26 protein-coding genes, 1 rRNA gene and 1 riboswitch are annotated in these 26,023 nt (G+C 45.3%); of the genes, 20 read left to right on the top strand and 7 right to left on the bottom strand.

Translation table 11 applies throughout. From position 1 onward, the window contains the following. The first annotated feature begins 553 nt into the window (after positions 1-553). From ABMY42_RS24515 to ABMY42_RS24505, 3 genes are all read left to right on the top strand, one after another. Positions 554-1,174: a lysoplasmalogenase gene (locus tag ABMY42_RS24515; protein ID WP_349266889.1), complete on the top strand. Its 621-nt coding sequence runs from the start codon at positions 554-556 to the stop codon at positions 1,172-1,174. Positions 1,175-1,243: 69 nt separating this feature from the next. Next, positions 1,244-1,465, top strand: a complete 222-nt coding sequence (locus ABMY42_RS24510) for a YecH family metal-binding protein (protein WP_005452009.1) — start codon at positions 1,244-1,246, stop codon at positions 1,463-1,465. 112 nt (positions 1,466-1,577) lie between these two features. Further along, positions 1,578-2,162, top strand: a complete 585-nt coding sequence (locus ABMY42_RS24505) for a YhgN family NAAT transporter (RefSeq protein ID WP_005452008.1) — start codon at positions 1,578-1,580, stop codon at positions 2,160-2,162. A gap of 65 nt (positions 2,163-2,227) precedes the next feature. On the opposite strand, the gene ABMY42_RS24500 is transcribed toward ABMY42_RS24505, so the two are convergent. Next, positions 2,228-2,494: a DUF1145 domain-containing protein gene (locus ABMY42_RS24500; RefSeq protein WP_005438504.1), complete on the bottom strand. Its 267-nt coding sequence runs from the start codon at positions 2,492-2,494 to the stop codon at positions 2,228-2,230. Between the two features lie 25 nt (positions 2,495-2,519). After that, a complete protein-coding gene (gene rsmD / locus ABMY42_RS24495; RefSeq protein WP_005452007.1) occupies positions 2,520-3,119 on the bottom strand; it encodes a 16S rRNA (guanine(966)-N(2))-methyltransferase RsmD in 600 nt (199 codons plus the stop codon). A 223-nt stretch (positions 3,120-3,342) separates the two neighbouring features. On the opposite strand from rsmD, the gene ftsY reads away from it, so the two are divergent. From ftsY to glpG, 6 genes are all read left to right on the top strand, one after another. Next, positions 3,343-4,587 carry a signal recognition particle-docking protein FtsY gene (ftsY, locus tag ABMY42_RS24490; RefSeq protein ID WP_349266888.1) on the top strand — a complete coding sequence of 415 codons (1,245 nt, stop codon included), beginning with the start codon at positions 3,343-3,345 and terminating at the stop codon, positions 4,585-4,587. 22 nt (positions 4,588-4,609) lie between these two features. Next, positions 4,610-5,284, top strand: a complete 675-nt coding sequence (gene ftsE, locus ABMY42_RS24485) for a cell division ATP-binding protein FtsE (protein WP_005452005.1) — start codon at positions 4,610-4,612, stop codon at positions 5,282-5,284. Next, positions 5,274-6,242, top strand: coding sequence for a permease-like cell division protein FtsX (ftsX, locus tag ABMY42_RS24480; protein WP_005452004.1), 969 nt, complete (start codon positions 5,274-5,276; stop codon positions 6,240-6,242). Before ftsE ends, ftsX begins: the two co-directional genes overlap by 11 nt. Before the next feature lie 175 nt (positions 6,243-6,417). Beyond that, a complete protein-coding gene (gene rpoH / locus ABMY42_RS24475) occupies positions 6,418-7,275 on the top strand; it encodes an RNA polymerase sigma factor RpoH (protein WP_005452003.1) in 858 nt (285 codons plus the stop codon). Positions 7,276-7,687: 412 nt separating this feature from the next. Continuing rightward, positions 7,688-8,008 (top strand): thiosulfate sulfurtransferase GlpE, encoded by a 321-nt coding sequence (glpE, locus tag ABMY42_RS24470; protein WP_009701354.1) that lies wholly within the window; start codon positions 7,688-7,690, stop codon positions 8,006-8,008. Next, positions 8,008-8,850, top strand: a complete 843-nt coding sequence (gene glpG / locus ABMY42_RS24465) for a rhomboid family intramembrane serine protease GlpG (RefSeq protein WP_349266887.1) — start codon at positions 8,008-8,010, stop codon at positions 8,848-8,850. Before glpE ends, glpG begins: the two co-directional genes overlap by 1 nt. 103 nt (positions 8,851-8,953) lie before the next feature. Here glpG and ABMY42_RS24460 read toward each other — a convergent pair whose 3' ends face one another. Beyond that, the gene (locus ABMY42_RS24460) at positions 8,954-9,364 is read right to left on the bottom strand and encodes a flagellar basal body-associated protein FliL (protein WP_005451996.1); all 411 of its coding nucleotides are present in this window, start codon (positions 9,362-9,364) and stop codon (positions 8,954-8,956) included. Positions 9,365-9,517: 153 nt separating this feature from the next. Here ABMY42_RS24460 and ABMY42_RS24455 point away from each other — a divergent pair, with 153 nt between their 5' ends. Then, on the top strand, positions 9,518-10,057 hold the full coding sequence (locus ABMY42_RS24455; protein ID WP_009695930.1) for a chorismate lyase: 540 nt from the start codon (positions 9,518-9,520) through the stop codon (positions 10,055-10,057). Beyond that, complete coding sequence (gene ubiA / locus ABMY42_RS24450; RefSeq protein WP_005451994.1) at positions 10,058-10,912, top strand: 4-hydroxybenzoate octaprenyltransferase; 855 nt, start codon at positions 10,058-10,060, stop codon at positions 10,910-10,912. A gap of 84 nt (positions 10,913-10,996) precedes the next feature. On the opposite strand, the gene plsB is transcribed toward ubiA, so the two are convergent. Continuing rightward, positions 10,997-13,423: a glycerol-3-phosphate 1-O-acyltransferase PlsB gene (gene plsB, locus ABMY42_RS24445; protein WP_069686701.1), complete on the bottom strand. Its 2,427-nt coding sequence runs from the start codon at positions 13,421-13,423 to the stop codon at positions 10,997-10,999. Positions 13,424-13,791: 368 nt separating this feature from the next. Here plsB and lexA point away from each other — a divergent pair, with 368 nt between their 5' ends. The 3 genes from lexA (at position 13,792) to dinF (ending at position 17,092) form a co-directional block, all read left to right on the top strand. Continuing rightward, positions 13,792-14,412: a transcriptional repressor LexA gene (gene lexA / locus ABMY42_RS24440; protein WP_005438488.1), complete on the top strand. Its 621-nt coding sequence runs from the start codon at positions 13,792-13,794 to the stop codon at positions 14,410-14,412. 234 nt (positions 14,413-14,646) lie between these two features. After that, on the top strand, positions 14,647-15,441 hold the full coding sequence (locus ABMY42_RS24435; RefSeq protein ID WP_005451992.1) for a class I SAM-dependent methyltransferase: 795 nt from the start codon (positions 14,647-14,649) through the stop codon (positions 15,439-15,441). A 307-nt stretch (positions 15,442-15,748) separates the two neighbouring features. Next, a complete protein-coding gene (dinF, locus tag ABMY42_RS24430; RefSeq protein WP_050932463.1) occupies positions 15,749-17,092 on the top strand; it encodes an MATE family efflux transporter DinF in 1,344 nt (447 codons plus the stop codon). A 68-nt stretch (positions 17,093-17,160) separates the two neighbouring features. On the opposite strand, the gene sthA is transcribed toward dinF, so the two are convergent. After that, complete coding sequence (gene sthA / locus ABMY42_RS24425) at positions 17,161-18,591, bottom strand: Si-specific NAD(P)(+) transhydrogenase (protein WP_012126563.1); 1,431 nt, start codon at positions 18,589-18,591, stop codon at positions 17,161-17,163. 261 nt (positions 18,592-18,852) lie between these two features. Between sthA and fabR the strand changes: the two genes are divergently transcribed. Together fabR and ABMY42_RS24415 are read left to right on the top strand one after the other, a co-directional pair. Continuing rightward, the gene (gene fabR, locus ABMY42_RS24420; RefSeq protein ID WP_005430912.1) at positions 18,853-19,494 is read left to right on the top strand and encodes an HTH-type transcriptional repressor FabR; all 642 of its coding nucleotides are present in this window, start codon (positions 18,853-18,855) and stop codon (positions 19,492-19,494) included. Beyond that, positions 19,494-19,859 (top strand): YijD family membrane protein, encoded by a 366-nt coding sequence (locus ABMY42_RS24415; RefSeq protein ID WP_005430908.1) that lies wholly within the window; start codon positions 19,494-19,496, stop codon positions 19,857-19,859. Before fabR ends, ABMY42_RS24415 begins: the two co-directional genes overlap by 1 nt. Positions 19,860-19,924: 65 nt before the next feature. Here the strand turns inward: ABMY42_RS24415 and trmA are convergent, their stop codons facing one another. Next, a complete protein-coding gene (gene trmA, locus ABMY42_RS24410) occupies positions 19,925-21,034 on the bottom strand; it encodes a tRNA (uridine(54)-C5)-methyltransferase TrmA (RefSeq protein ID WP_272759084.1) in 1,110 nt (369 codons plus the stop codon). 184 nt (positions 21,035-21,218) lie between these two features. Beyond that, positions 21,219-21,420: riboswitch (cobalamin riboswitch) on the top strand. A gap of 57 nt (positions 21,421-21,477) precedes the next feature. Here trmA and ABMY42_RS24405 point away from each other — a divergent pair. From ABMY42_RS24405 to murI, 3 genes are all read left to right on the top strand, one after another. After that, a complete protein-coding gene (locus ABMY42_RS24405; protein ID WP_349266886.1) occupies positions 21,478-23,331 on the top strand; it encodes a TonB-dependent receptor in 1,854 nt (617 codons plus the stop codon). An 82-nt stretch (positions 23,332-23,413) separates the two neighbouring features. Beyond that, positions 23,414-24,097 carry an ATPase gene (locus ABMY42_RS24400; RefSeq protein WP_349266885.1) on the top strand — a complete coding sequence of 228 codons (684 nt, stop codon included), beginning with the start codon at positions 23,414-23,416 and terminating at the stop codon, positions 24,095-24,097. Positions 24,098-24,137: 40 nt separating this feature from the next. After that, positions 24,138-24,944 carry a glutamate racemase gene (murI, locus tag ABMY42_RS24395; protein WP_005451981.1) on the top strand — a complete coding sequence of 269 codons (807 nt, stop codon included), beginning with the start codon at positions 24,138-24,140 and terminating at the stop codon, positions 24,942-24,944. On the opposite strand, the gene ABMY42_RS24390 is transcribed toward murI, so the two are convergent. Beyond that, on the bottom strand, positions 24,907-25,362 hold the full coding sequence (locus ABMY42_RS24390; RefSeq protein ID WP_005451980.1) for an RNA-binding protein: 456 nt from the start codon (positions 25,360-25,362) through the stop codon (positions 24,907-24,909). The two genes, murI and ABMY42_RS24390, sit on opposite strands and share 38 nt — an antisense overlap. A 597-nt stretch (positions 25,363-25,959) precedes the next feature. Here ABMY42_RS24390 and ABMY42_RS24385 point away from each other — a divergent pair. After that, positions 25,960-26,023: ribosomal RNA gene (locus tag ABMY42_RS24385) — 16S ribosomal RNA — on the top strand; the annotation flags it as partial.

The following is a 26,023-nucleotide window of genomic DNA, read 5'->3' as shown; positions in this document are numbered from 1 at the left end:
TTTGTGCTAATGAAGTGAACACTTATGGACGTCCATTTCGTCTTATTTTTCCTATCTAATGAGAAAACTACAGTATCAAAAGGCTTTAGCTATAATCTACAATAGCTAAGGTTAGGTTTTTATCGCTTTTGTTAACTATTCTTTTTTATATCAAGTGGTTAGGTGTAGTTGTTTGAACTTTTAACCTGAGGTTTTACTACTCTGGTAGTTACGAGTCTTGTTATGGAACGGTGTTTTTAGCTTTCTGAGTGGTCAGAGGTGGTGGATTTGGTTTTTGTGTCGGTTATTTATCCATAACGGTTGCATGGCGAACAAATTGGCGGTTTGTTTTTCAATTTATTGAAAGTCAGCGAATTTATTTCGGCGCCGTTGATTGCTTTGACTAAATCATTCACCTCAATGATTGCGAGAAAAACGATAACCATTAATTGAGTAAGTTGCGGCTACAAAATGTTGCGATTCGCTATCGAGATCCAACTTTCACTGATTGCATCTTTACATCAAGATTGGTCTACCTAGACTAGCGGCGAGATTACGTGAAAGGTGTATCGGCATGTGGAGTTGGTTAGCGATAGGGCTATCGGGGATGTATTCCGTGTTGGGGGCGAAACAAGCCAATCCAACGCAGTCTCTCACATTTAAAATCTTTACTCTGCTATTGCTGCTGATTTTGGCACTGACCGAAGGTTCTTTAGCACCACACACATATTGGATCGTTGGTGGTTTAGTGGTTTCGATGTTTGCTGACACTCTTCATTCATTTAAATCTCGCAAACCTCTTTATTTCGCGGGTTATCTCCTAGCACAAATCTGCTATAGCAAATCATTTTGGGTTCAGCTCAATGGTGACATCGTTTGGTGGTTGTTAGCTCTGCTTCTCGCTGCAAGTATCGTCGCGTTTTTCCTACTATTGCCACAATTGGATTCCATGGTCTTTCCGGTCGTGATTATGGGCATTATGCTGGTTCAACTGGCTTGGGCTGCGGGAGAGGTGTGGTTACAAGTGCCGAGCTTTGCTAATGCGCTCGGGTTTAGCGGCACCTTAGTGATGATTTATTCCGCCTTAGCTTATGCAATACATGGTTATCGTAAGCCGATGAAACGCGCCTATGTCTGGGTGAGTGGCAGCTACTTTTTTGCTCATGCGTTAATTGTTGCCTCTATCATTTACTAACTCAGGTCAAAGTACCTCGTCTTTTTTTCAGTAAACTGGACGAATTCAACTTGATGACCGGAGTCAATAATGACTGAAATTCATGCTCACAATCTACTGAACCTACTTCGTGAAACCCCAATGAACCGTGATGAGCTTGCGGGTCACTTTGGTTCTGAGGCACGCTTTCATACCTGTAAGCTGAATGATCTAGACTTAGATGCATTGCTAGAGTTTTTGCTAAAGCGAGAAAAAGTACGCGAGCTAGAAGGTAAGTTTGTCGTAAACATGGCGCGCGTTTGCAATCACTAAGCGGCGGTTAAGCGTTGTTCTGTGAAGGCGATAAATGCATTTCGCCTTCAAACATATATTCATGTAGTCACTTTGTTATACTGGCCGCCAATTTTCCTGTCGAGGTCAGAACATGGACATTCTTTCTGCAGCGACCATGCTGTTTCTTATTATGGACCCGCTCGGCAACTTGCCGATTGTGCTATCCATTCTCAAACATCTCGATGCAAAGCGTCGTCGCAAAGTACTGATCCGTGAGTTAGTGTTTGCCTTGATGATTTTGATGCTGTTCTTATTTGCAGGGCAGAGCATCATGAGCTTCCTTCATGTTCAGCCTGAAACCTTGAGTATTTCTGGTGGTATCATTCTGTTTATCATCGCCATTAAGATGATTTTCCCAAGTGCTGGCAGCATTACTGGATTGGCTGCCGGCGAAGAGCCGTTTATTGTACCAATGGCTATCCCGATGATTGCGGGACCTTCGGTGATTGCAGCGCTGCTTTTACTTTCTTCTCAGCACCCCGATAAGATTATGGAGCTGTCTGCCGCCGTGTTAATTGCTTGGGGCGCGACTTTCTTTATTTTGATGTTCTACAGCTTCTTCCACCGTATCCTAGGAGAGCGTGGCTTAAAAGCCGTTGAGCGATTGATGGGACTACTGCTAGTGATGATATCTACCCAAATGTTCCTTGATGGGGTGAAGAGCTACATGGGCTGAGCCATTACCGAGATGATAAATACAAAAAAGCCGCTCTTATGAGCGGCTTTCGTTTCTCTGTCTTATTACATCATGTGCTTACGACGAATATCGAGCAGAGCAAAAATACCAAAAATCAAAATGGAGTACTTTTCCCATGCGCTCATCTTAATCTTGTCGCCAAATGCACCAATGAAGATCGCCATTTGCAAACCGTGCATGATGAACAAGAAAGCGGTCATGATGTACAACGCAATCGCTGCTTTACCAGGGAATGGCATAAAGAAGTTGAGGATCAACACGAACCAGACAAAGGCGATGGCCGCTTTAGCCAGTATCAATAATGCTTTCATTTAACTATCCTTTTAAATCGAGGCTTTAAGCTGGTGAGCGTTCGTATAAACGGTAGCTCACTTGACCTGCGGTTTTCTCGCGGTGTAGGTGCCAGCTCTCTGGTAGCCCAGCAATGTTCAGCTCTTTTTCAGTTTCAATATAAATCATCGCATCTTCAGCAAGCCAGCCGTTTTGCTCTAGCAAGGTCACGGTTTCATCCAATAATCCTTTGCGGAATGGCGGATCGATGAATACTACGTGGTGAGGTGTCCCTGGTTGCTGCAAAAAGCTAATTGCATCAGTGTTCACTACTTGAATGTTGTTGGCATTCAAGGAAGTTACGTTCTTTTGCAGTTGCTGAAATGCTTGTGGATTTAGCTCAATCATAGTTACTTGGTCAGCTTGGCGTGAAGCTGATTCAAAGCCTAAACCGCCTGAGCCCGCAAACAAGTCGAGACACTTCGCCTGCGGTACATCTTGAGCTAACCAGTTAAACAGGGTTTCTTTTACGCGATCCGTGGTTGGGCGTAAGCCCTCTGCATCATGAACAGGGAGCTTTCTACCTCTCCATAACCCACTAATAATGCGTACAAAGCCCGTTGTTGGCGTTTTTTGTGATGAGTTTTGCTGGCGACGTCTTACCATAGATTTTTTGACCGCTAATAAAGTGATACTATACCCAATCGCCCAAGCTTTGAGCTTGGATACAGCCCAGAATATTCAAGATGACAGAGTGTAACACTAATAAGATTAGATTTACCTAATTGGAAAGTTTTCACAACTTTGTCATTCGCCTTTTCTGTAAAGTTAATATTCTTGTCAGAAAAGAGTCATTAATAGATAAGAAGACAATCTAGGATAGCCCCAGATGACGGAAAAAAAGAAGCGCGGATTACTTTCGTGGCTAGGTTTTGGTGATGAAGAGCAAAGCCAAAAACCGACAACTGAAGAATCAGTAAAAGAAGAAGCAGCGGAAGCTCCTGCCGCCGAGCAACAACCAACAGAAGACGTTGCCGAGCAAGCAGAAGAAAAAACAGCGGTTGAAGTGGAGCCGGAGAAAGCCGAGGCTGCCCCAGCAGAAGCAGAAGCAGAAGCAGAAGCAGAAGCAGAAGCAGAAGCAGAAGCAGAAGCAGAAGCAGAAGAGCCACAAGTACCAGTTGCACCTCGCGTTCAAGAACAAGAAAAACCAACCGAGAGCTTCTTTGCTCGCCTGAAGCGTAGCCTAAGCCGCACAAAAGCAAACATCGGTGCGGGTTTCTTTGGTTTGTTCAGCGGTAAGAAGATCGATGATGACCTTTTCGAAGAGCTAGAAGAACAACTGTTGATTGCTGATGTAGGCATGGAAACCACCACAAAAATCATCAACAATCTGACTGAAAAAGCCTCTCGCGGTGATCTTAAAGATGGTGAAGCACTTTACGGCCTGCTGAAAGAAGAGATGGCAGAAATCCTTGCGAAAGTAGAACAGCCTCTCGAAATCGACAGCAGCAAAACCCCTTACGTTATCTTAATGGTTGGCGTGAACGGTGTCGGTAAAACCACCACAATAGGTAAGCTGGCGAAGCAATTCCAAAACCAAGGTAAGAAAGTCATGCTTGCGGCGGGTGATACCTTCCGTGCGGCAGCGGTTGAGCAGCTACAAGTATGGGGTGAGCGTAACAACGTTCCTGTGATTGCTCAGCATACTGGCGCGGACAGTGCCTCGGTTATCTATGATGCGATTGAAGCGGCAAAAGCGCGTGGCGTCGATGTCGTGATTGCCGATACTGCAGGTCGTCTACAAAACAAAGCGAACCTAATGGAAGAGCTGCGTAAGATTGTACGTGTAATGAAGAAGATTGATGACTCAGCGCCACACGAGATCATGCTGACGCTAGATGCAGGTACAGGTCAAAATGCAATTAGCCAAGCGAAACTTTTCAGTGATGTTGCCCCTCTAACCGGGATTACATTGACTAAGCTGGATGGTACAGCGAAAGGTGGCGTGATCTTCGCTATCGCTGATCAGTTCGAAATCCCAATTCGCTACATTGGTGTAGGCGAAGGCATCGAAGACTTGCGTCCATTTGAAACTCAAGAGTTCATTGACGCTCTGTTTAGTCGTGAAGAGTAACAAGAGTTAGAGGAAATCAACGGTGATCAAATTTCAGCAAGTGAGCAAAGCTTACCGAGGTGGTCGACAAGCCTTACAGAAAGTCGATTTTCACCTTCGACGCGGAGAAATGGCGTTTTTAGGTGGGCATTCCGGGGCAGGTAAAAGTACCTTGTTGAAACTGATATGTGCGATAGAGCGACCAACCGATGGCAAAATCCATTTCAATGGTCACGATATCACTCGTATCCCAAACAAAGACATTCCCTTCTTGCGTCGCAATATCGGGATTGTTTTCCAAGATCACCGTCTATTGATGGATCGCAGTGTGTTCGACAACGTTGCACTGCCGATGCGCATCGAATCGATTTCTGAAAACGAAATCAAACGCCGTGTTTCTGCGGCGTTGGATAAAACGGGCTTGTTAGATAAAGCCCGTTGTTTGCCAAGTCAACTTTCGGGTGGTGAACAACAACGTGTTGGTATTGCACGCGCTGTCGTAAACCGACCAACTCTACTGGTGGCCGATGAGCCAACTGGTAACCTTGATCCAGAGCTGTCTAACCGTGTGTTACGATTGTTTGAAGAATTTAACCGTGCTGGCGTAACGATTCTCCTTGCGACGCACGATATCGGGTTAGTAAACACTCGCCCACAATATCGCCATTTTGAATTGAACCAAGGCTTCCTAAGTGAGGTAGAAGACTATGGTAGGTAACAAGCGCACCCAGAAGAAAGGGAAAGGTCGCAGTGCCAAGCGTGCAAATACCGATGGTTTTTTCTCTGTCCATGCAAAACAAGCAAAATCTTCTTTTGGCGCGTTATGGCGTCGTCCTTTAGGTAACATTCTTACCTTAGCTGTTATTTCAGTGGCATTAGCGATGCCAGCTTGCTTGTACTTGCTGGGTAAAAACGTGGCGAGCGCAGCACAAGACGTCGCTTCACCATCGCAAGTTAGTGCTTACTTAGTAGAAGGCATGCCTGATGCGCGTGTGATGGTGTTAAAAGACCAAATCGAAACGTGGCCTTTGGTAAAAGAGGTGGAATATATTTCGCCGCAACAAGGTCTATCTGATTTAAGCCAATACGCTGGCTTTGACCAAGCGTTGAGTCTGTTGAGTGGTTACGCACTACCAGGCGTGTTGGTGATCACACCTGATTCAGAAGTAAAGAGTGATATTCAGTCGATAGCCAAGCAAGTCCGTGAGCAACAAGACGTTACTGACGTTAGGCTCGATGAAGATTGGCTGGCGCGTCTTGATGCCATCAAAACCCTTGCTGGCATTATTGTCATCACCCTGACAATACTGATGTTAGGTGCTGTATTTTTAATCGTCGGCAATACATTGCGCTTTAATGTGCTGGCGAACAAAGAAGAGATTCAAACCATGAAGCTGATTGGTGCGACCGACGGTTTCATTCTGCGTCCTTACCTGTACACGGGTATGTGGTTCGGTGTGCTGGGGGCGAGCATTGCTTGGTTAGTCACCGCATTGATTACTGTGGTGATGAACAATGCCGTTGAGCAATTGGCTTCACTATACGACAGTCAGTTCCGCTTGATTGGTCTGAGTTGGGATGAATCTCTGCTGTTAATTATCACTGGTAGTTTGCTGGGTTGTATCGCCGCACGAGTATCCGCGCAGCGTCATCTAAAAGAAATTGAACCAGTTTAGGTGATAAAGGTCTTATACTTGGAATTTATTAGCACAAGCTAATTTTTACCTCTTGTTTAGACAATTTGTTTATGGATAATTACTCGCCCTTCTTGAAACTTGTTCATTTTAAGTTCAAGATGGCCAAGCTAAATTGCAATGTAATGCTCCAGATCAGAGATTGATGAGGAATTGAATGACAAAAGAAGCGTATCCGATGGCTCTAGTCACGCAAGATAGCCTTGATAGCTATATCCGTTCTGTAAACAGCTACCCAATGCTAACTGCAGACGAAGAGCGTGAGCTTGCAGAACGATTACACTACAAGGGTGAAATTGACGCGGCGAAAGGCCTTATCTTGTCACACCTACGATTCGTTGTTCACGTTGCTCGTGGCTACTCAGGCTACGGTTTGCCAATGGCTGATCTAGTACAAGAGGGCAACATCGGTCTTATGAAAGCGGTTAAGCGTTTTAACCCTGAAGTGGGTGTACGTTTGGTTTCTTTCGCTGTTCACTGGATCAAAGCTGAAATCCATGAATACGTATTGCGTAACTGGCGTATTGTTAAGATCGCGACAACCAAAGCGCAACGTAAGCTGTTCTTCAATCTACGTAAGTCGAAAAAGCGTCTAGGTTGGTTCAACAACGGTGAAGTTGAAACCGTAGCCCGTGAGCTAGGTGTCGAGCCTTCAGAAGTACGTGAAATGGAATCGCGTCTAGCGGCAGTGGACTCAACGTTCGATATGCCAATGGATGACGACGACAATGTAAACTCGTACACAGCGCCAATGTTGTACCTAGAGGACAAATCGTCTGATGTAGCAGATAATATTGAAGCTGCTAACTGGGAAACGCATACTAATAATCGTTTAGGTCACGCTCTTGCGAGTTTGGATGAGCGTAGTCAACGTATTGTCCGTTCTCGTTGGTTGGATGACGAGAAAGCAACACTTCAAGATCTAGCGGATGAGTTTGGTGTATCTGCCGAGCGTATTCGTCAGCTAGAAAAGAACGCGATGAAGAAACTGAAACTTGCTGTCGGTGAGTTCTAACTTTCGCTTCTAATCTAAAGTAAGATTTTCATAGAAAGCCGAGATCATGTGATCTCGGCTTTTTTGTTTTCGATCGAAAATCGATAGTGTTTGCGATCTAATTTATCTGTGCTACCTGTGTATAACTCTGTGAAGTAATTATTCATCAACTGTTCGAAAGCCGGACTAAATAAGGCTTAGGCGTGGTTTTTCACTTGGGGATAGTTGTAAATATACACACAGTTAGATCAAGATCATTACTACATCTTGTGGATCAAATGATCCAAATATACTTTATCAACGCAATTCACAGATTTATCCACAAACGGTGCGAATGTGTACAGCTTTCAATGACCTGACTATCTCTGTGTCTAAGTTTGGCTTTGGATAGGTTACAATGGCGTCAATAACGAAAACGACATAGAGAAAGTAAATGGACCAGTTTCAACATATCGATGTTCAAGGCGCTCAGGCATTGCTCGAACAAGGTGAAGCAAAACTTGTAGATATTCGTGACCCTCAATCTTTTGCTGTCGCGCATGCAGAATCCGCTTTTCATCTGACTAATGATTCGATCGTTCCTTTCATGAACGATGTGGAATTCGAACAACCAATCCTAGTGATGTGTTACCACGGCATCAGTAGCCAAGGTGCGGCACAATATTTGGTTAACCAAGGCTTCGAACAGGTGTACAGTGTGGATGGCGGCTTTGAAGCCTGGCAACGAGCAGAACTACCGATAGTGAGAAGTTAATGAAGAGATTGGTAACGTTAAATAATCCACGTATGGCGCAAGCCTTCATTGATTACATGGCATCACGCAAGATTGATATTCAGATGATGCCGGAAGGTGAAGGACAGTTTGTACTTTGGCTGACGGATGCGCAGCATGAAATTGAAGTCGAAGCCGAGCTAAAACAATTCTTAGCCAATCCATCAGCGTCGAAATATAGCGCCGCTTCGTGGGACGTTGCCGATACTCGTAAGAGCAAATTTCATTATTCCAGCCCGAGCATTATGGGTATGGTGAAAGCTAAGGCGGGCCCAGTGACCTTGCTGATCATGGTTGTCTGTGCCGTTATCTACTTTTTGCAGATGTTCGGCTTTGGTGATGGTGTGTTTGCTTTATTGCATTTTCCTGCGTTCGAAGGGCAGCAATGGCAGCTCTGGCGCTGGGTTAGCCATGCGTTATTGCACTTTTCTGTTACCCATATTGTGTTCAACCTCTTGTGGTGGTGGCAATTGGGAGGCGATATCGAGCGCCGTTTAAGCTCTGGAAAGTTACTGCAAATCTTCCTTATTTCTGCTGCGCTCTCCGGCGCGGGTCAGTTTTATGTTGAAGGAGCAAACTTCGGCGGTTTATCTGGTGTGGTTTATGCGCTACTTGGTTACTTGTGGATCCTTGGTTACCGTTGTCCACATCTTGGCTTAACACTTCCTAAACCTATTATTGGCTTTATGCTGGTGTGGTTGGTTCTTGGCTATGTTCAACCATTTATGGCGATTGCCAACACGGCCCACTTAGTTGGCTTACTTTCTGGTATGGCGATAGCGTTGTTTGATTCTGGTAAACAGAAATACCAACAAACCTCCTAAGTTAATGATTTACAGACACCAACAAAAAGACCACCAATCGGTGGTCTTTTGTTTATCTGTCTTTCGTTTAATAGGAGCAGCTCGTCAGCTTTAACTGTTCATATTATTGGTAAAGGTATTTGGTAAACAGCAAATCAGCGATGATGGTTTTACCCGTCTCTGGCAGTAGGGTTTCATTGAGTTCTTTCACCAACGTTTTGCGCAGATCCTCACGACCAGATAAAGACTTAATCGTATCTTCTGTTTGTTTACCCAATAGTTCAATCACCGCATCTCGGATTAATGGTTGGTGGTGTTCGACAACGGCGAGGTCTTGCTGACTCATCACCATGATATCGATACGCACCTGTACATAACCCAGTTTATTACCCTTGGTATAGAAGTTCGTAGTTAAATCGGGTTCGAGCGTAAAGTAGGCTAACTTAGGTGCTGCCTCTTCAGATTCAGCCCAACTCGGTGCTGAAATAAGCAGACTTAGCGCGAAAATAATTTGGGCTATATAACGTTTGTACATATTTCTAACTTTTCTTTCTCTGGATCGCGATATTCGAATCGCTTCAGTCTTGATACAATAGACCGTCTATAACAAATAACGGAACTTACAGTTTCAATAAGACGGTAAGTTGTTGCTTTATTGTACGCATAAAGCCTCCAATTGAATACTAGTATGAATCAGCCGACATCACTCTATCTTACTTCTTTATTGGAAGTAGAGTGGCAAAACCCCGAAGATTTTGAATTCCCTAACGAATTCGCCAAGCATTGGCTTGAAGAAAAGGGCTCTTTGTCACGTCGTTTAGGTCAGCACTGCCAACGCTTAACAGTGGAATTGCTGCACAATCAGATCGTCACTGCCAAGACGTTAAAACAGGATGAGAGCCAGCTATTGTCTGAGCAAGATTGCCTACTGAGAGAGGTGATTTTATGTGGCGACAATACAGATTGGGTCATTGGACGCACGCTCATTCCTCGTTCAACCTTGGTCGATCAACAGTATGACTTAGCTCAGCAAGGAGATATTCCGCTGGGCTTAACTGTGTTCAGCGCCGATAACGTTGAGCGCGATGCTCTGCAAATGGGATGGGTTAATTTGCCACAGGGGCGCCTTTTAGCGCGACGCTCAAGACTGTGGATGAATCACAAACCCATGCTGGTTGCTGAGCTATTCTTACCCAATTCACCAGTTTACGCTAAGGAGAAGGTGTAAATGTCCGCAGAAAAAGCCAAAGCATATTGGCAACTGATGCGAATGGATCGCCCAATTGGCTCACTCTTGTTATTGTGGCCGACGGTTTGGGCACTTGTAATTGCCGCCCAAGGCATGCCAAGTTGGAATGTACTCATCGTGTTTGTGTTAGGTGTATTCCTAATGCGAAGCGCCGGTTGTGTGATTAACGATTTTGCTGACCGTAAAGTTGATGGTCATGTGAAACGTACCAAGCAGCGTCCTTTACCCTCAGGTAAAGTGACCTCGAAAGAAGCGATTGGTCTGTTTTTAGTTCTAGGTATCAGCTCTTTCTTATTGGTGCTGACCATGAACCCGCTGACGATCAAGCTATCCTTTGCTGGTATCTTTTTAGCGTTCATTTATCCATTTATGAAGCGTTACACCCATTTGCCTCAGCTGTTTTTAGGTTTGGCTTTTAGTTGGGCGATTCCGATGGCATGGGCAGCACAAACAGGCGAATTGCCTTGGATTGTGTGGTTTGTGTTTGTGATTAATGCTTTGTGGACCATTGCTTACGATACTCAATATGCGATGGTCGACCGTGATGATGATTTAAAGATTGGTATCAAATCAACGGCTATCTTGTTCGGGCGTCACGATAAGCTGGTGATTGGTGTTCTGCAGTTGATTACCTTGGCGATGTTAGTGTTGCTTGGTCAACATTACGAACTTGGGCAAAGCTACTATTGGACGATTTTGGTTGCGGCTTCTTTGTTTGTATACCAGCAACACTTGATTCGCCACCGAGAGCGCGACTTGTGCTTCAGAGCCTTTCTTAACAACAACTATGTGGGAATGGTGATTGCGGTCGGTCTGTTTATCGCTTTCTGGTAACTCAGTACAAACGTTCAGATAGAAAAAGGCATCCAATTGGATGCCTTTTATGTTTTGTCTAGATGAATATCGAGCTTAAGCCAATTATGCTTGCAGCTGGTGGATACTCTCTTCGATGGTCAATTTCACTTCTGGGTAGAGCAAAGCAAAGAGTAGTTTGGCAAATTGCTTTGTCTTCTCAAGATCGCAGTTGCCGTCGCTATCTAGGTATTGTTGCTCTTTCAACGTATTGAACATTGCAGCAAACACACCTTTGTCGAAAAACTCTGGCGCGTTAATACCGTGTAGACGACCCAAACGCTGCGCAATGTCTTGGCTCTGCTGTTCAAGGTCTGATTTACCCAGTTCTTGGTCAGCTACCAGTAAGTTCATCGCAATAGAGTAGCGTTGCAGTGTTTCAGTGATAGTACGACCCAACAAAACCAATGATTGGTTGTTTGACTGGTTAATTTCCAGTTTGTCACCATCTTGGCAAACCATCTTCTGCTCAATGAACTCGTTCAAGATCTTCACGACCAGCTCGTTCAACTCTTCTTCCTTGTAGCTTAGGAACAGCTCTTTTTTCAGGAATGGGTAGATTTGAGCGACGTTTTCTTGAATTTTCTCAATCGTCACGTTGCGCTGACGAATAATCATCTGAGCAATCAATGATGGTAGGGCGAACAAGTGAATGATGTTGTTGCGGTAGTAAGTCATCAGAATCGACTGGCTACGATCCAACGAAATGATGTCACCCATGGTGTCGGTTTCAATCACAAACTTATCAAGTGAGATCGCATGATCTACCAACTCTTCAGCCGTTTCTGTTGGAACCGTTGAAGTGTTTGAGTATGGGTTGTTCTTAAGTAGCTTCAAGTAGCATTCGATCTGGTTGATTAGAGAGTCACGAGACAATGCACGCTGACGAGACGCCAATAGCGCGGTCGCACATAGAGTTAGCGCGTTAGTCGCTGCCGCGTCGTTAATGTGCGTCATCATCTTGTTTGCCAGACCGTTCACCACAGGGTTCATCCATTGCGGTTTGCTGCCGCCCATGCGATCGATGTCTTTCGTCCACTCAGGAGCGTGTTCATTCAGGTATTGGTTTAGCTGAATCGGCTCACCGAAGTTAACGTAACCAAGACCAAAATTGCGCAGCTTACGCAGAGTACGCAGCACAAGACCCGCGTTTTCTTTCTCTTTGCGTGAACCTCGAAGCTCTTTGGCGTAAGTACCTACTTCCATTACGTGCTCGTAACCGATGTAAACAGGCACCAATGTTACTGGACGGTTTAGACCGCGTAGCATGGCTTGAATCGTCATTGCCAACATACCGGTTTTTGCTTGAAGTAGACGACCAGTACGTGAACGACCACCTTCACTGAAGTACTCAACCGAGTAACCTTTGGCAAACAGCTCTGATAGGTACTCACGGAAAATCGTGGAGTACAGCTTATTGCCTTTAAAGCTACGACGAATAAAGAACGCACCACCACGACGGAAGATTGGACCCGCAGGGAAGAAATTCAGGTTGATACCCGCAGCAATATGCGGTGGCACCATACCTTCATGGTATAGAACGTAAGAAAGCAGTAGGTAGTCCATGTGACTGCGGTGACATGGTACGTACACGATCTCATGACCATCTTGCGCTAGGCGACGAACAGTCGAAGCGTTGTTTATGTGTAGACCTTGGTACAGCTTCGTCCACAACCAGCCAAGAATACGATCGCCGTTTTTAACCAAACCATAAGAGAAGTCCGCTGCAATCTCATCCATGATGTCATGGGCTTCTTTGCGTGCTTTCTCGATAGAAATGTTTTTGCTTTGCGCTTCGTCTTCAATCGCTTTTTCGATTGCTGGCGATTTCATTAAGCGTGCAAACAGCACTTGGCGTTGAGGCAGGTTTGGACCCGATGCCGCGAGCTTCTGACGAGAGAAGTGGATACGTGCAACGCGCGCTAGCTTGTGTGCAATAGCGCTGTCGGTACCGTGAGAGTCTGCCATGTAACGCAGTGAAACCACTGGGCTAAAGCGCACCAAACAGTCACGACCTGCTGCCATTACCGCTTTTGCTTTTTGCGGACCGTTCATTGGTTGCAGGTACGGCTTATGGTTTTCTTCTTTACCTGGCTTACGACCCCAAAGTACGGTCGCTGGAATCATTTGCACGTCTAGTTCGCTATCGAGCTTGTGCAATTCAAGTAAATCAGTAAACAGAGAAACAGACTCACTCGGTACGTCGTTATCATTGCTCATCACGGTTGGACGAGAGGCAATAAACACGTAACGAGTCAGTTTTTTGCCATTGATTTCTAGCGGGCTAAGCGGGTCTGGGAGACCAAGGCTCAAAGCTTGTTTTTGTAGTGTCAGCAAATCCACGTTCGAACGGAACGGTAAGGCGTACACAATCGGTTTCGCTAGGTCGATGTTGAGATCGTCAATCGGATTCGATGGGATTGTGGTGCCCTTTACCATTACCGATAAAGGTAGTTTTAGTAATGAACGTGAAAATGATTGTCCAGAAGACATAAAGTTCACAGCCTCAATAGGTATTCAAACAAGCCTAACCTTATTTCTGCGTCCGCTTTCCCTTCTTCTATAGGAAAGGAAATAGATACGGCTATAGAAATAAGCCTAGGCGATAAATTTTAAGCGCAGCAAGGATACCAGAAACTGGTCAAACCTTTTAATTTTATTGAGCGGAAATTAGTCGAACCCCTAGGTTGTTGCTTTCATTAGACGAATTGGCTATTGCGCGTTTAAAACGCATGTTCACTTGAGGTTTGTGGGTGGGATCTGAAACTGGCGCAAATAAATTAAAAAACAACCAATTGGGTTTTCATTTGTTCATTTACTGGATATACTCACAGTTAACTGTATAAAAAGACAGGTGACATATGAAGCCGTTAACGCCACGCCAACAACAAGTCTTCGATTTGATTAAAAGCAAAATCGAAGACACCGGAATGCCACCAACTCGTGCAGAGATTGCGCGTGAGCTTGGCTTCCGCTCTGCGAATGCCGCAGAAGAACACCTAAAAGCGCTTGCTCGTAAACAAGCGATTGAAATTATTCCAGGCGCATCTCGCGGGATTCGAATCCTACTCGAAGATGCGGCAAACGACGATCAAGGTCTGCCTTTGATTGGTCAAGTTGCTGCTGGTGAGCCGATTCTGGCTCAAGAGCATGTGGAGTCTCACTACCAAGTGGACCCTGCGATGTTCAAACCAAAAGCAGATTTCTTACTTCGCGTAAACGGCGAAAGTATGAAAGACATCGGTATTATGGACGGCGACTTGCTGGCTGTGCACAAAACTCAAGATGTGCGCGACGGTCAAGTTGTGGTTGCACGTGTTGATGATGATGTGACGGTGAAGCGTTTAGAGCGTAAAGGTTCTACTGTTCTACTGCATGCAGAGAATGAAGAGTTTTCACCAATCCAAGTTGACCTAACATCGCAACACCTGACGATTGAAGGTCTGGCGGTTGGCATCATCCGTAACACTGACTGGATGTAGGTTTCTTACCTCAAGCATTCTAATAAAGCCCAGCGTTCTGCTGGGCTTTGTGTTTTCTGCACTTTCTATTCCAACTTTTATTTTCTTCAAAGCATATTTCTTTTCTTCCGAGCATAGTTACGCTCGCACTGATTCAGAGCGTTTGGCTGTTGCGTTAAAACTTGCAAGTGATATTGAGATTTATTATCATCTAGTTCCATTTAACCATTTTCTTTTCGGCGCAAGGAAATGCCCATGTCCAAGCCTCAACATCACGTACCCAATCATCTGTTGAAACCGTTGTTTTTGCGTAGCCGCGAAAGCTTGGTCGATAACGGTTTGGTGTACGATCCGATCGCTGCAAAAGCGTGCTTGAGCTGCAAGATGGCACCAGATTGCATCAGTGGCGACGTCGATCAGAAGCAGCTGCTGCACGTGACTTTAACTCAGCTGTGCGATCAGCAGGTTAGTCACTTTCTTCAACAACACTCAGACGCTTGGATCATTAACGTTGGTGCGGGCTTAGATACGCGTTTCTACCGTTTGGACAATGGTCGTTGTCACTGGATTGAACTGGATGTCACCGAGAATCTGGTTTGGCGTCAGCGATTGTTTCATAAAAACGAACGCTACGAGCATCGTTGTGGCAGCGTAGAAGACATGAATTGGTTAGATGAACTGCGCATTCCTGAAAAAGCACCAGTATTGATTCTGTGTGAGATGGCTTTACTCGATTGCGATGAATCGCGTGTTGCGACTTTCATCCAAACTCTGGGTCGCTATTTTGTATCGGCAGAAGTGTGCATGGTACTAGCAGGTGACTTAACCGAAAGTAAATGGGGTCAGAAGCTCGGCTCAGATACGTATGCACATGGTTTTGAAGCACCAGCACAACAAGTACTGCATTGGCTGCCATGGGCACAATGGGTCAAAGCCTTCTCGCCATTCGACCGATTTTGCTCACGTTGGAAAGCATGGCAGCGCTGGCTGAATAAGATCCCAATGTTGAAGCATCGTCTCACGCCAGTTCTCGTTCACATCAAGTGGTAATTGGATAGGCTCGAGGGTCTGTTTACCTTTTGCGGTTAAATTTTGTTCGAGATAAAAGCGTTTTAATCGCGACGATAGGTTAGCCGCCTAGTCACTCTAAGCAATGACCTATCAACAAAGAGTAAAGCGCTTTTAGCCGAACCCTTGGGCAGCTTTGTGGCTCTCTTGTACTGAGTTACTGTATTTCAAACTTTTCTCTTTTTTGATTGAATAGTAAGAACCCACAAACAGCTGCAAAAATAAGCTCTAAAGGTCAACAGACCCTTAGTACTCAGGTACACTCGCTGATCTAAACAACGAGGTGCCTGTGACAAACTCTATCTTCTCTCCTTTATCGAATCCTCAAGTGCATCGCCAAGTGTTAGCGCTCGCTATCCCTATGGTGCTGTCGAATATTACTGTTCCACTATTGGGCTTGGTTGACGCTGCGGTGATCGGTCACCTTGAACACGCTTGGTATCTAGGTGGTGTTGCGCTTGGTAGTACCATGATCAGTGTGACGTTTTGGTTGCTTGGCTTTTTACGTATGTCGACCACTGGATTAGCGGCGCAGTCCTATGGTGGTGAAGACCGAAAACAACTTGCTTTGGTGTTTATGCAAGGCTCACTGATGGCACTGCTGTTTGCGTTAGTCTTCCTTATTGCCCATAATCCGATCGCGGATCTGATATTTGGTTGGAGTGATGCCAGTGCTGAAGTGAAGCATTACGGCATGCAATATTTCTCTATCCGAGTGTGGAGTGCCCCCGCTGCGCTGATGAACTTTGTGTTGTTGGGCTGGCTACTCGGAACGCAAAACTCCAAAGCCCCAATGTGGATGGTGATCATCACCAACGTGACCAATATTGCGCTCGATTTACTGTTTGTGATTGGTTTGGGGTGGAAAGTTGAAGGGGCAGCGCTAGCCTCAGTGATTGCTGATTACTCTGGCATGGCGTTTGGCTTGATGTGTGTATGGAGGACGTGGTGTGCCCGTCTGTTGCCATCACCTAAGAGCCTGCTAACCGATACTCAACATGGGCTAGGGCGTTTCGTAAAACTCAATCGCGATATCTTCTTACGCTCGCTATGTTTACAAGCTACGTTTAGCTTTATGACTTTCCAAGGTGCGAGCTTTGGTGATGATGTGGTTGCGGCCAATGCGGTATTGATGAGTTTCTTGATGATGATTTCCTATGGCATGGACGGTTTTGCTTACGCCATGGAAGCCATGGTTGGCAAAGCGATTGGCGCCAAAGACCGAGCGCAGCTCAGTGCTTCGCTGATTGGTACTTTCTTTTGGAGCCTTATCATCTGTTTAGGTTTGACTGCGGTATTTGGTTTGGCGGGATCGCACTTGATCGCCATGATCACTTCGATTGAAGCGGTGCAGCAGCAAGCGGCGGTATATCTGCCGTGGCTGGTGGTCATGCCATTGGCGTCGATGTGGTGCTTCCTGTTTGATGGCATTTTTGTTGGTGCCACCAAAGGTAAAGACATGCGAAACAGTATGTTCGTGGCGACTTGCTGCTTCTTTGCAATCTTCTTTTTGTTCTCTGGCTGGCAAAACCATGCACTATGGTTTGCGATGACCAGTTTCATGGCAATGCGAGGGATTGGACTCGGCGCTATCTTCTTTTATCAATGGCGTAAGGGAAGCTTTCTTGCCTAGTCACTCAAATAGAAACAGCAGGTCGAAACCTGCTGTTTTAGCTTTTGGATCATGGAAACCCAATTGAATTAGAATAATCGGTTCAAACCGTTTAGCGCCGCTACGCGATACGCTTCTGCCATCGTCGGGTAGTTAAAGGTGGTATTGACGAAGTATTCAATCGTATTGGCTTCGCCTTTTTGTTCCATGATGGCCTGACCGATGTGGATGATTTCCGCAGCGCGCTCACCAAAGCAGTGAATACCAAGAATCTCTTTGGTTTCGCGATGGAAGAGGATTTTTAAACTGCCGATGTCTTTACCTGCAATCTGTGCACGAGCTAGATGCTTGAACGAAGAACGTCCCACTTCGTAAGGCACTTTCGCCGCAGTCAGTTCTTGCTCGGTTTTACCCACTGAGCTGATTTCTGGAATGGTGTAGATACCCGTTGGGATGTCATCAATCAGATTACCGTCAGCTTGCCCTTTAGTGATGGCTTGTGCCACGAAACGACCTTGGTCATACGCTGCACTCGCTAGGCTAGGGTAGCCAATTACATCACCGACTGCGTAGATGTGTTCTACCTCTGTACGGTAGTTACCATCTACTTTGAGCTGTCCGCGTGAATCACCCTCAAGTCCAACCGCAGGTAAGTTGAGTTTGTCTGTGTTACCCGTTCGACCATTAGCATACAGTAGGCAATCGGCTTTCATCTTCTTGCCAGATTGAAGATGCACGATAACACCATCTTCAGTGCCTTCGATTTTCTCGAATGTTTCATCGTTACGAATCACCACGCCACTGTTCCAGAAGTGGTAAGACAATGCGTCTGATACTTCGTTATCTAAGAAAGAGAGCAGGCGGTCGCGAGTGTTAATCAGGTCAGTTTTCACGCCTAAACCGCGGAAGATTGAGGCGTATTCACAACCAATCACGCCTGCACCGTAAATAATGATGTGGCGAGGGTCGTGCTTCAGGCTCAGGATGGAATCACTGTCGTAGATGCGTTCATGTAAGAAGTCAACGTCATTTGGTTGGTATGGACGAGAGCCTGTAGCGATAACAAATTTATCTGCTGAGTATACTTCTTCCGTACCATCACTTTGCATGACGGCGATGGAGTAGTTATCGATAAAGCGGGCTGTACCAAACAACAGTGTGCATGAGTTGCGATCATAAAAGCCCTGACGAAGTCGAGTCTGTTTATCTATTACCGATTTTGCATGACCTAAAATGTCAGAAAATGTTGCATGAAGGCTGGTGTTATTGCGGCAGAATAACGGGTTGCTATTGAATTCAATGATACGGCTAACTGCGTGACGCAATGCTTTGGATGGTATGGTTCCCCAGTGCGTACAACCGCCACCAACACTGCTTTCCTTTTCTACGATGGCAACATTCAGTCCGGCTTTGGTCAATCCCATCGCCGCCCCTTCACCGCCCGGGCCACTACCAATTACGATCACGTCATAGTGATTAGCATGCGCCATGATGTCTTCCTTGTTATATTTGCTTAACATTGCTGTAGCGGGATTTTAACTCATTTACTCTATTGGGAACACGTAATGCCTGCTAGAGAGTGGAAGTGATCACGCAGAATCGCCCAAAAGAACTAATTGGTATGCTGTATGTCTACTATTTGAAGTGAGGTGATTGCAATTAGATGCATGGCGATAGTAACGTGCTCGCCGCTTATCGGCAGATAACGTCGCTTTATACGTGGGGGCGATATGCGTTATATTGAAGCTCTCGTACCCAATAGAAAAAGAGCAAGTTAAAGAATGAAATCGATGGGAATCCGCGCGCAGCAAAAAGAAAAAACACGTCGATCGTTGATCGATGCGGCATTTAATCAACTCAGTGCGGATCGCAGCTTTTCCAATCTCAGCTTGCGTGAGGTTGCCCGAGAGGCAGGAATTGCACCAACTTCTTTTTACCGTCACTTCAAAGACATGGACGAGCTAGGCTTAACCATGGTTGATGAAGGTGGTTTGTTGTTGCGACAACTGATGCGTCAGGCGCGTCAGCGTATTGTCAAAGAAGGCAGTGTGATTCGAACTTCAGTTGAAACCTTTATGGAATTCATTGAAAGTAGTCCTAACGTTTTCCGCTTATTGTTGCGTGAGCGCTCCGGCACTTCCTCTGAATTTCGTACTGCCGTCGCTCGAGAAATTCAGCATTTTGCGGCAGAATTAACTGAGTACTTAATGAGCACCGGTATGACCAAAGAAGAGGCGTTCACTCAAGCAGAGGCGTCGGTTACTTTGGTGTTTAGCTCTGGTGCGGAAGCTTTAGATTTAGATCGACGCGAGCGCGATGAACTCGCCGAGCGATTGATTATGCAATTGCGAATGATAGCCAAAGGGGCCTATTGGTATCGCAAAGAACGTGAACGTAACCGATTAAAAGGCGGGATAGAATAATGTCGAATGGAAATAAATCTGAAAAGAAAACGCTGATTTTGGCACTGGTTGCAGGTATGTGTGGTGATGCTTTGTTGTCATGGTTGACCATGAGCGAAGTGTCTTTTTCAATCTTCCCTCTGATTGCACTCGTGCTAGCTGTACAGGCGCTGTACCAAGAATACCTTAACAACCCAGTATCAGAAGATATCCCACTTGTTGGCCTGGCGTGTTTCTTCGTTGGTGCATTTGGTCACTCTGCGTTTATCAAAGCGCAATACCCAGAAGCAGGCTCTAACTTCTTCGCAATTCTAGTTTCAATGATTCTCCTAGCGTGGATCGGTAAGAAACTGGGTTTTATGGAAAAGAAGACTACCGCTGAATAAGCAAAACGAATCCAACAAAAAAGCGAGCCATTGAGCTCGCTTTTTTTATGTCTGAGGCTGGTGGATTACGCTTTACGTTCCAACAGTACACCTGCTTCCATGTGATGTGTGTAAGGGAACTGGTCAAACAGAGCAAAACGCGTCATGTTGTGAGTTTCGCATAGAATGTCCAAGTTCTCTTTTAGTGTCTCTGGGTTACAAGAGATGTACATGATGCGCTCGTAACCTTGCACCATCTTACAAGTGTCGACATCCATACCTGAACGCGGCGGATCGACAAAAATCGTATTGCAGTTGTAGCTCTTCAGATCCACACCTGCATCTTGTAGGCGGCGGAATTCACGCTTACCTTCGATTGCTTGAGTAAACTCTTCTGCAGATAGACGTAGGATTTGAACGTTATCAATCTCGTTCGCTGCAATGTTGTATTGCGCAGAAACCACAGATGGCTTCGCTAATTCAGTTGCAAGAACGCGATCGAAGTTTTGTGCCAGCGCCAAAGAGAAGTTACCGTTACCACAGTAAAGCTCTAGGAGATCACCAGTGCTTTCTTGAGTACAGTCGACTGCCCATTCCAACATCTTCTCAGCGACTTTGCCGTTTGGTTGAGTGAAGCTGTTTTCTACTTGTTGGTAGATGTAGCTTTGACCATTTACGTCTAGCTTCTCGATCACGTAGTCACGGTCTAAGACAATCTTCATTTTACGAGCACGACCAATGATGTTTAGGTTGAAGCCTTCATCATTTAAACGCTGCTTAAGGGCTTTCGCGTTTTCAATCCACTCTTCATCCAGTTGGCGATGGTAAAGCAGTGAAACCAGAATCTCACCGCTAAGCGTTGACAGAAAGTCCACTTGGAACAGTTTGCGACGTAGCGATTCGTTGTCTTTCATCGCTTCAACTAGTAGTGGCATCAGGTCGTTGATCAGACGGCTTGCTGCTGGGAATTGGTCAACGCGGTATTTCTCACGAGTTTCTTGATTGAACATGATGTAGTAAAGGTCTTCACCCTCATGCCAAACGCGGAACTCAGCACGCATGCGGTAGTGCTGCTCTGGTGATTCAAACACTTCCAGTTCTGGCACGTTGTATGGCGCGAACATATCGTTCAGACGTTCGACTTTTTCAGCCAGTTGTTCTTGGTAGCGTTGTGGGTTTACATCAAGAGTAGCCATGATCTTACCTTTTATGGTGCATTCAATTTAAGAGCGCAGATTTTATTCAATCTCAATAGGATGTCCAGTTTTGTGCCCCAATTGATTTAAAGATAGTGTGTTCTGTGTCAGTTGATACACCAATGAACCAAATCGTTACGATTGTCAGAGGTAATATTGGCTGGACAAATAATCAATAGCTTAATAGTATTTGCCCCAAGCTGGTGCTATCTAGCAATCTAGATGGCTGAAATGGGAATCTGGTGAGAATCCAGAACTGACGCGCAGCGGTAAAAGAGAACGAACGCTCATCAAGACACTGCATTAGTTTATGTGGGAAGTCGAGTAAGTAGGCGGTACAACCTTGCTCTTAAGTCCGAATACCTGCCAGCAACTGAGCCACAGCACTGGACTGCTCAACACGAGTAGGGCTCGGTAGGAATTACGCGACTTAGGACAATACAATGAGAAAAACATTTCTTGCGATCACGTGTGCATCGCTGCTTTCACCTACCTTTTATTTACAGGCCCAAGAAGTTTCCGCAGATGAAACGGTTGTGGTTACGGCAAACCGCTTCAAGCAAATTGATGGTGCTGTTCTTGCACAAACCGTTACGGTAACCAAAGAAGACATTAAACGCCTGCAAGCAAATAGTCTGTTTGATGTGTTCCGTACACTGCCGAGTGTTGAAGTTGCTCAGTACGGTGGGCGTGGTCAATCCGCATCTATCTACGTTCGAGGTGGTAGCTCGTCTCAAGTACTCGTTCTAGTTGATGGGGTGCGTATGCCTCGTGCAATCATGGGTGGTATCGACTTTAACCAATTTCCAATCAACTCTGTCGAACGTATCGATTACATTCGTGGTGCACGAGCCTCTATCTATGGTTCAGAAGCGATCTCTGGCGTAATCAACATTATTACTCGTGCGCCTATTAATGACGATTCAGGTCGAGTGTCTGCAGGTTATGGCTCAAATAACCATAAAAAAGGCACGTTTGTGGTCTCTAAACCTGTGGGTGAAGGTAAACACTTTAAGGGTGTCTTAGGATACGAGAAAACCGATGGTTTTAATGTTAAGCCTCAGCCAGGATTGAATGATGGCGATGAGCATGGCTTCGAAACGCTAAACCTGAAGTTGGGTTACCAACAAAACTTTTCTGACAACTTGTCTGGTTACGTTGGAGTGAGTGCTTACAACAATGAATACGATTACGACAACAGTAGTATTTGGAGTGGTCATGAGAAAAAAACTGGTGAAGTAGAGTATGTAGGTACCGACTTATCGCTGGAATACAACAAAGAGGTTTACTCATCTGAATTAAAATTGGCTTATGGTCAACAAGACAACTACGACCATAAATCAGGTCAAAACAAATCTACTGGCGATCATGTTGCTATTGAGCAGTTCAACGCGATTTGGTTGAACTCGTACAGCGTTAACGAAGAACTGAGTATTGGTGGCGGTTTGGATTACCGTACTGAGAAGCTAGCAAAAGGCTACATTGCGGCGAACAGTTGGGGACCAGCTAAAGACTATGATCCAGAGAAGAACCCAAGAACTAACTTTGGTGTTAGTGCCATTGCTCAATATGTTTATGACGTATGGACGTTAGAAGCAAGCGTACGTAATGACGACAACAATCAATTTGGTAACAACACCACATGGCAAACCGCTGCGGGTTGGAGTTTTTACGAAGGTTACGAGTTAACCCTGAGTCATGGTACTGCTTTCCGTGCGCCGAGCTTTGTTGATTTGTATTACCCAGGCTACGAAATGCCAAACCTAAAACCAGAAGAATCAGAAAATACCGAGCTGTCGCTATCAGGTGCTGTATCGATTGTTGATTGGACGGTGACGGGTTACTACAACCAAATTGAGAACATGTTGATTTGGAAAGGCTCTGGCATGCAAAACGTTGGTGAAGCTGAGATCAAAGGTGTCGAACTAGAGGTGAAATTCGACACGGATATCGTTTCTCACGAGTTTTACTTAGATTATAAAGATCCTGTCGATAAGTCTGGGGCAAAAGATACTCAGCTAGCGTACCGCTCCAAGCGTGGTGCTAAGTGGAACGCCTACGCAACGTTTGATCAATGGACGTTGGGCTCGCAGTACCTGTACCAAGGTGAACGCTTTAATGGCAGTACCAGACTACCGAGCTACAGCCTATGGAACTTCACTGCTTCTTACGCCGTGAACCAAAACTGGGATATTAATGCGAAGCTAAGCAACGCTTTCGATAAAAACTACGAGATGTACACTAGTTACGCGACGCCAGGGCGTCAGTACTTTGTCTCGGCAGACTACCGCTTTTAATCAAGCTAAACGAGACCGCCATATCGGCGGTCTTTCTTTTTGTAAGTAAAGCGCTGGTGGAAATAGGTAACAAGGAAAGACGATGACTAAACTAAAACGTGTTGTGATTAGCTGGTCAAGCGGAAAAGACTCTACATTAACGTTGGAGCGTCTAAACGAAGATCCGCATTATCAGGTAGTTGGCTTGTACACCACTTATGTTGATAAAGAAGTCCCTTTTCAAGCAACCCCGCTTGAGGTCGTGCAAATGCAGGCGGACTTACTTGGCCTTCCGCTCATTACTATCGAACTGCCTGAAGTGTTCCCGAATAACGACATTTATCAATCGACGATCGTTAATGCACTACAAAGCAGTGGGCTGAATGTAGAAGCTGTCGCGTTCGGTGATATGTTTTGTAATGGTATTGCTGATTATCGACGCAGCTATATTGAACCTGCCGGCTGGGAATGTGTATTCCCTTTGTTGGGGGAAGAAAGCAAGGCATTGGCATTTGAAATTATCGAGCGTGGAATTCAAACCATGTTGATTACCACCGATGGAAATGTATTGCCGCCGGAGTGGTGTGGACGTTGGTATGACAAAACGTTGATTGAGTCATTACCCGGTCATATTGATCCCTGTGGCGAAGATGGCGAATTCCATACATTGGTGACATCAACCTCATCATTTCAAGGACATATAGAGTTGGCTAAGCTTGAAGTGGAAACAGGGGAGCGATTCAGTCATCAAAGATACCGAGCCAAAGCATTGCCAAAACAAATCTAACCAGTATGATCGCCGAGTCTCTAATTTGCAGGTAAGACTCGTGCGAGCATCAAGTAAGAAAAAAGTCCTAGTGTTTGATTCCGGTGTCGGAGGGCTATCGGTCTTCCAAGAAATCCACCGACTTCTACCAAACATGGATTACTTGTATCTGTTCGATAACGAAGCTTACCCATATGGCGAGCTAGACCAAGATGTGCTGATCACTCGCGTTAATAAGCTGGTGGCAGCATTGGTTGAAGAGCATCAAGCTGACATAGTAGTCATCGCCTGCAATACCGCAAGTACCATAGTGTTGCCATCATTGCGTGCGAATCTATCCATTCCGGTTGTCGGAGTGGTGCCTGCGATCAAGCCGGCCTCATTACTCGCTTCTCAGGGTGTAGGACTTATTGCTACGCCCGCGACCGTGACTCGTCAATATACTCATGAACTGATCCGTGACTTTGCTCAAGGCAAACCTGTCGAACTATTAGGTTCCACTCGCTTAGTGGATATGGCAGAAGAAAAGCTGCGTGGCGAAAGTATTTCTATTCCAGAGCTCGAAAGCATTCTTCTCCCATTACGTAATAAAGTCGATGTAGCTGTATTGGGGTGCACTCATTTTCCTTTGATTAAAGAGGAAATCCATCAAGCGTTAGGTGGAGAGGTTACGTTAATTGATTCTGGCGAAGCCATTGCTCGACGAGTGAAAGCATTACTACTCAGCGATATGAAGGAAGAAAGCCAAGAGGAAGGGAGTAAGAAGATTTATGCCAGTGCACCTCCTTGGCAAGAAGATGCACTGAATACCTGTTTGGCGACCTTAGGGTTTAATCCTGTTCAGGTTTACCGCCATCAGGGTGTTTAGGATCGTTAGCAATACGCACTTTAAGTGTACGCTCCATATATTCCTTCTCGTTAAGTTTAGCGATAGCAGGTTTTGCATCTGCCGCAGCCATCACTACAAAACCAAACCCTCTCCTTTTACCAGTGCGCTTATCTTTCATTAAGCGTACTGCATAGACCTGACCATACTCAGCAAACAAATCTCGAACGTGACTTTCATTTGCCTTATAAGGAAGGTTGCCGACATACAGCGTTTTAGTTGAAGGATCGGAATCCGAAGATTGAAGAACAGGTGTTTTGCTAGAAAGTGAAAAAAGAAAAGCAGTAGCGACAACACCGATAACAAAGCTCAAGGCAGGTGACACAGGTAACTGAGAGAAGATGATTCCCCCAATGACCGCCAACCCAGCACACAAGATCAGATTTTTTTTAGACGTCATTTTGATTACTACATATAGATGATAAAGAGATTGGCTGCCTATTAACAAAATAGACACATGAATCTTACGTATATGGTTGGTGTTTTTCCAACCAATTGCTGTGATATGTCTCAAATGTGACGAAGAAATATGCAGATATAACGCATTTGGTGGATAAATAACCGCTTAGAAAGTTTTTTTCAAAAAAAGGTTGCGCTAATTTCTCAACTCCCTATACTGCGCATCCACCGACACGGAGTGAGACGAAAGTCACACAGCGAGTCGGAAGAGAGAAAAAAGAATTTGAAAAAATACTTGACTCTCAAAGCGGGAAGCGTAAGATACGCACCCCTAACGACGAGGCGCTGAGGCGGCAAGTTAGTTAGAAAAGTTCTTTAAAAATATAGACCTATCAATCTGTGTGGGCACTCGTTGATGATAATCCAATTAGATACTTCGGTATCAAATTAGGTTTCAATGAAACGAAGTGACCATTCGAATTGGGAAGCAGCCTTGAGCTGTTTTATTTCACTTTTTAAAAGTGAAAACCAATAGAGCACAGTCAATTCAAACATTACTTATGTAATGTTCAGTATTCATTGAGCCGAACAAAATCTTAAATTGAAGAGTTTGATCATGGCTCAGATTGAACGCTGGCGGCAGGCCTAACACATGCAAGTCG

It is taken from the genome of Vibrio sp. SSH13-20, assembly GCF_040104475.1.
Lineage (GTDB): Bacteria > Pseudomonadota > Gammaproteobacteria > Enterobacterales > Vibrionaceae > Vibrio > Vibrio harveyi.
The sequence above is the reverse complement of the archived record's forward strand: the minus strand, read 5'-3'. Positions and strand labels throughout refer to the sequence as shown.

Coding starts and splice junctions, on each gene's coding strand:
- ABMY42_RS24515 (WP_349266889.1), top strand. CDS start 554: ATGTGGAGTTGGTTAGCGATAGGGCTATCGGGGATGTATTCCGTGTTG.
- ABMY42_RS24510 (WP_005452009.1), top strand. CDS start 1,244: ATGACTGAAATTCATGCTCACAATCTACTGAACCTACTTCGTGAAACC.
- ABMY42_RS24505 (WP_005452008.1), top strand. CDS start 1,578: ATGGACATTCTTTCTGCAGCGACCATGCTGTTTCTTATTATGGACCCG.
- ABMY42_RS24500 (WP_005438504.1), bottom strand. CDS start 2,494: ATGAAAGCATTATTGATACTGGCTAAAGCGGCCATCGCCTTTGTCTGG.
- rsmD (WP_005452007.1), bottom strand. CDS start 3,119: ATGGTAAGACGTCGCCAGCAAAACTCATCACAAAAAACGCCAACAACG.
- ftsY (WP_349266888.1), top strand. CDS start 3,343: ATGACGGAAAAAAAGAAGCGCGGATTACTTTCGTGGCTAGGTTTTGGT.
- ftsX (WP_005452004.1), top strand. CDS start 5,274: ATGGTAGGTAACAAGCGCACCCAGAAGAAAGGGAAAGGTCGCAGTGCC.
- rpoH (WP_005452003.1), top strand. CDS start 6,418: ATGACAAAAGAAGCGTATCCGATGGCTCTAGTCACGCAAGATAGCCTT.
- glpE (WP_009701354.1), top strand. CDS start 7,688: ATGGACCAGTTTCAACATATCGATGTTCAAGGCGCTCAGGCATTGCTC.
- glpG (WP_349266887.1), top strand. CDS start 8,008: ATGAAGAGATTGGTAACGTTAAATAATCCACGTATGGCGCAAGCCTTC.
- ABMY42_RS24460 (WP_005451996.1), bottom strand. CDS start 9,364: ATGTACAAACGTTATATAGCCCAAATTATTTTCGCGCTAAGTCTGCTT.
- ABMY42_RS24455 (WP_009695930.1), top strand. CDS start 9,518: ATGAATCAGCCGACATCACTCTATCTTACTTCTTTATTGGAAGTAGAG.
- ubiA (WP_005451994.1), top strand. CDS start 10,058: ATGTCCGCAGAAAAAGCCAAAGCATATTGGCAACTGATGCGAATGGAT.
- plsB (WP_069686701.1), bottom strand. CDS start 13,423: ATGTCTTCTGGACAATCATTTTCACGTTCATTACTAAAACTACCTTTA.
- lexA (WP_005438488.1), top strand. CDS start 13,792: ATGAAGCCGTTAACGCCACGCCAACAACAAGTCTTCGATTTGATTAAA.
- ABMY42_RS24435 (WP_005451992.1), top strand. CDS start 14,647: ATGTCCAAGCCTCAACATCACGTACCCAATCATCTGTTGAAACCGTTG.
- sthA (WP_012126563.1), bottom strand. CDS start 18,591: ATGTTAAGCAAATATAACAAGGAAGACATCATGGCGCATGCTAATCAC.
- fabR (WP_005430912.1), top strand. CDS start 18,853: ATGAAATCGATGGGAATCCGCGCGCAGCAAAAAGAAAAAACACGTCGA.
- ABMY42_RS24415 (WP_005430908.1), top strand. CDS start 19,494: ATGTCGAATGGAAATAAATCTGAAAAGAAAACGCTGATTTTGGCACTG.
- trmA (WP_272759084.1), bottom strand. CDS start 21,034: ATGGCTACTCTTGATGTAAACCCACAACGCTACCAAGAACAACTGGCT.
- ABMY42_RS24405 (WP_349266886.1), top strand. CDS start 21,478: ATGAGAAAAACATTTCTTGCGATCACGTGTGCATCGCTGCTTTCACCT.
- ABMY42_RS24400 (WP_349266885.1), top strand. CDS start 23,414: ATGACTAAACTAAAACGTGTTGTGATTAGCTGGTCAAGCGGAAAAGAC.
- ABMY42_RS24390 (WP_005451980.1), bottom strand. CDS start 25,362: ATGACGTCTAAAAAAAATCTGATCTTGTGTGCTGGGTTGGCGGTCATT.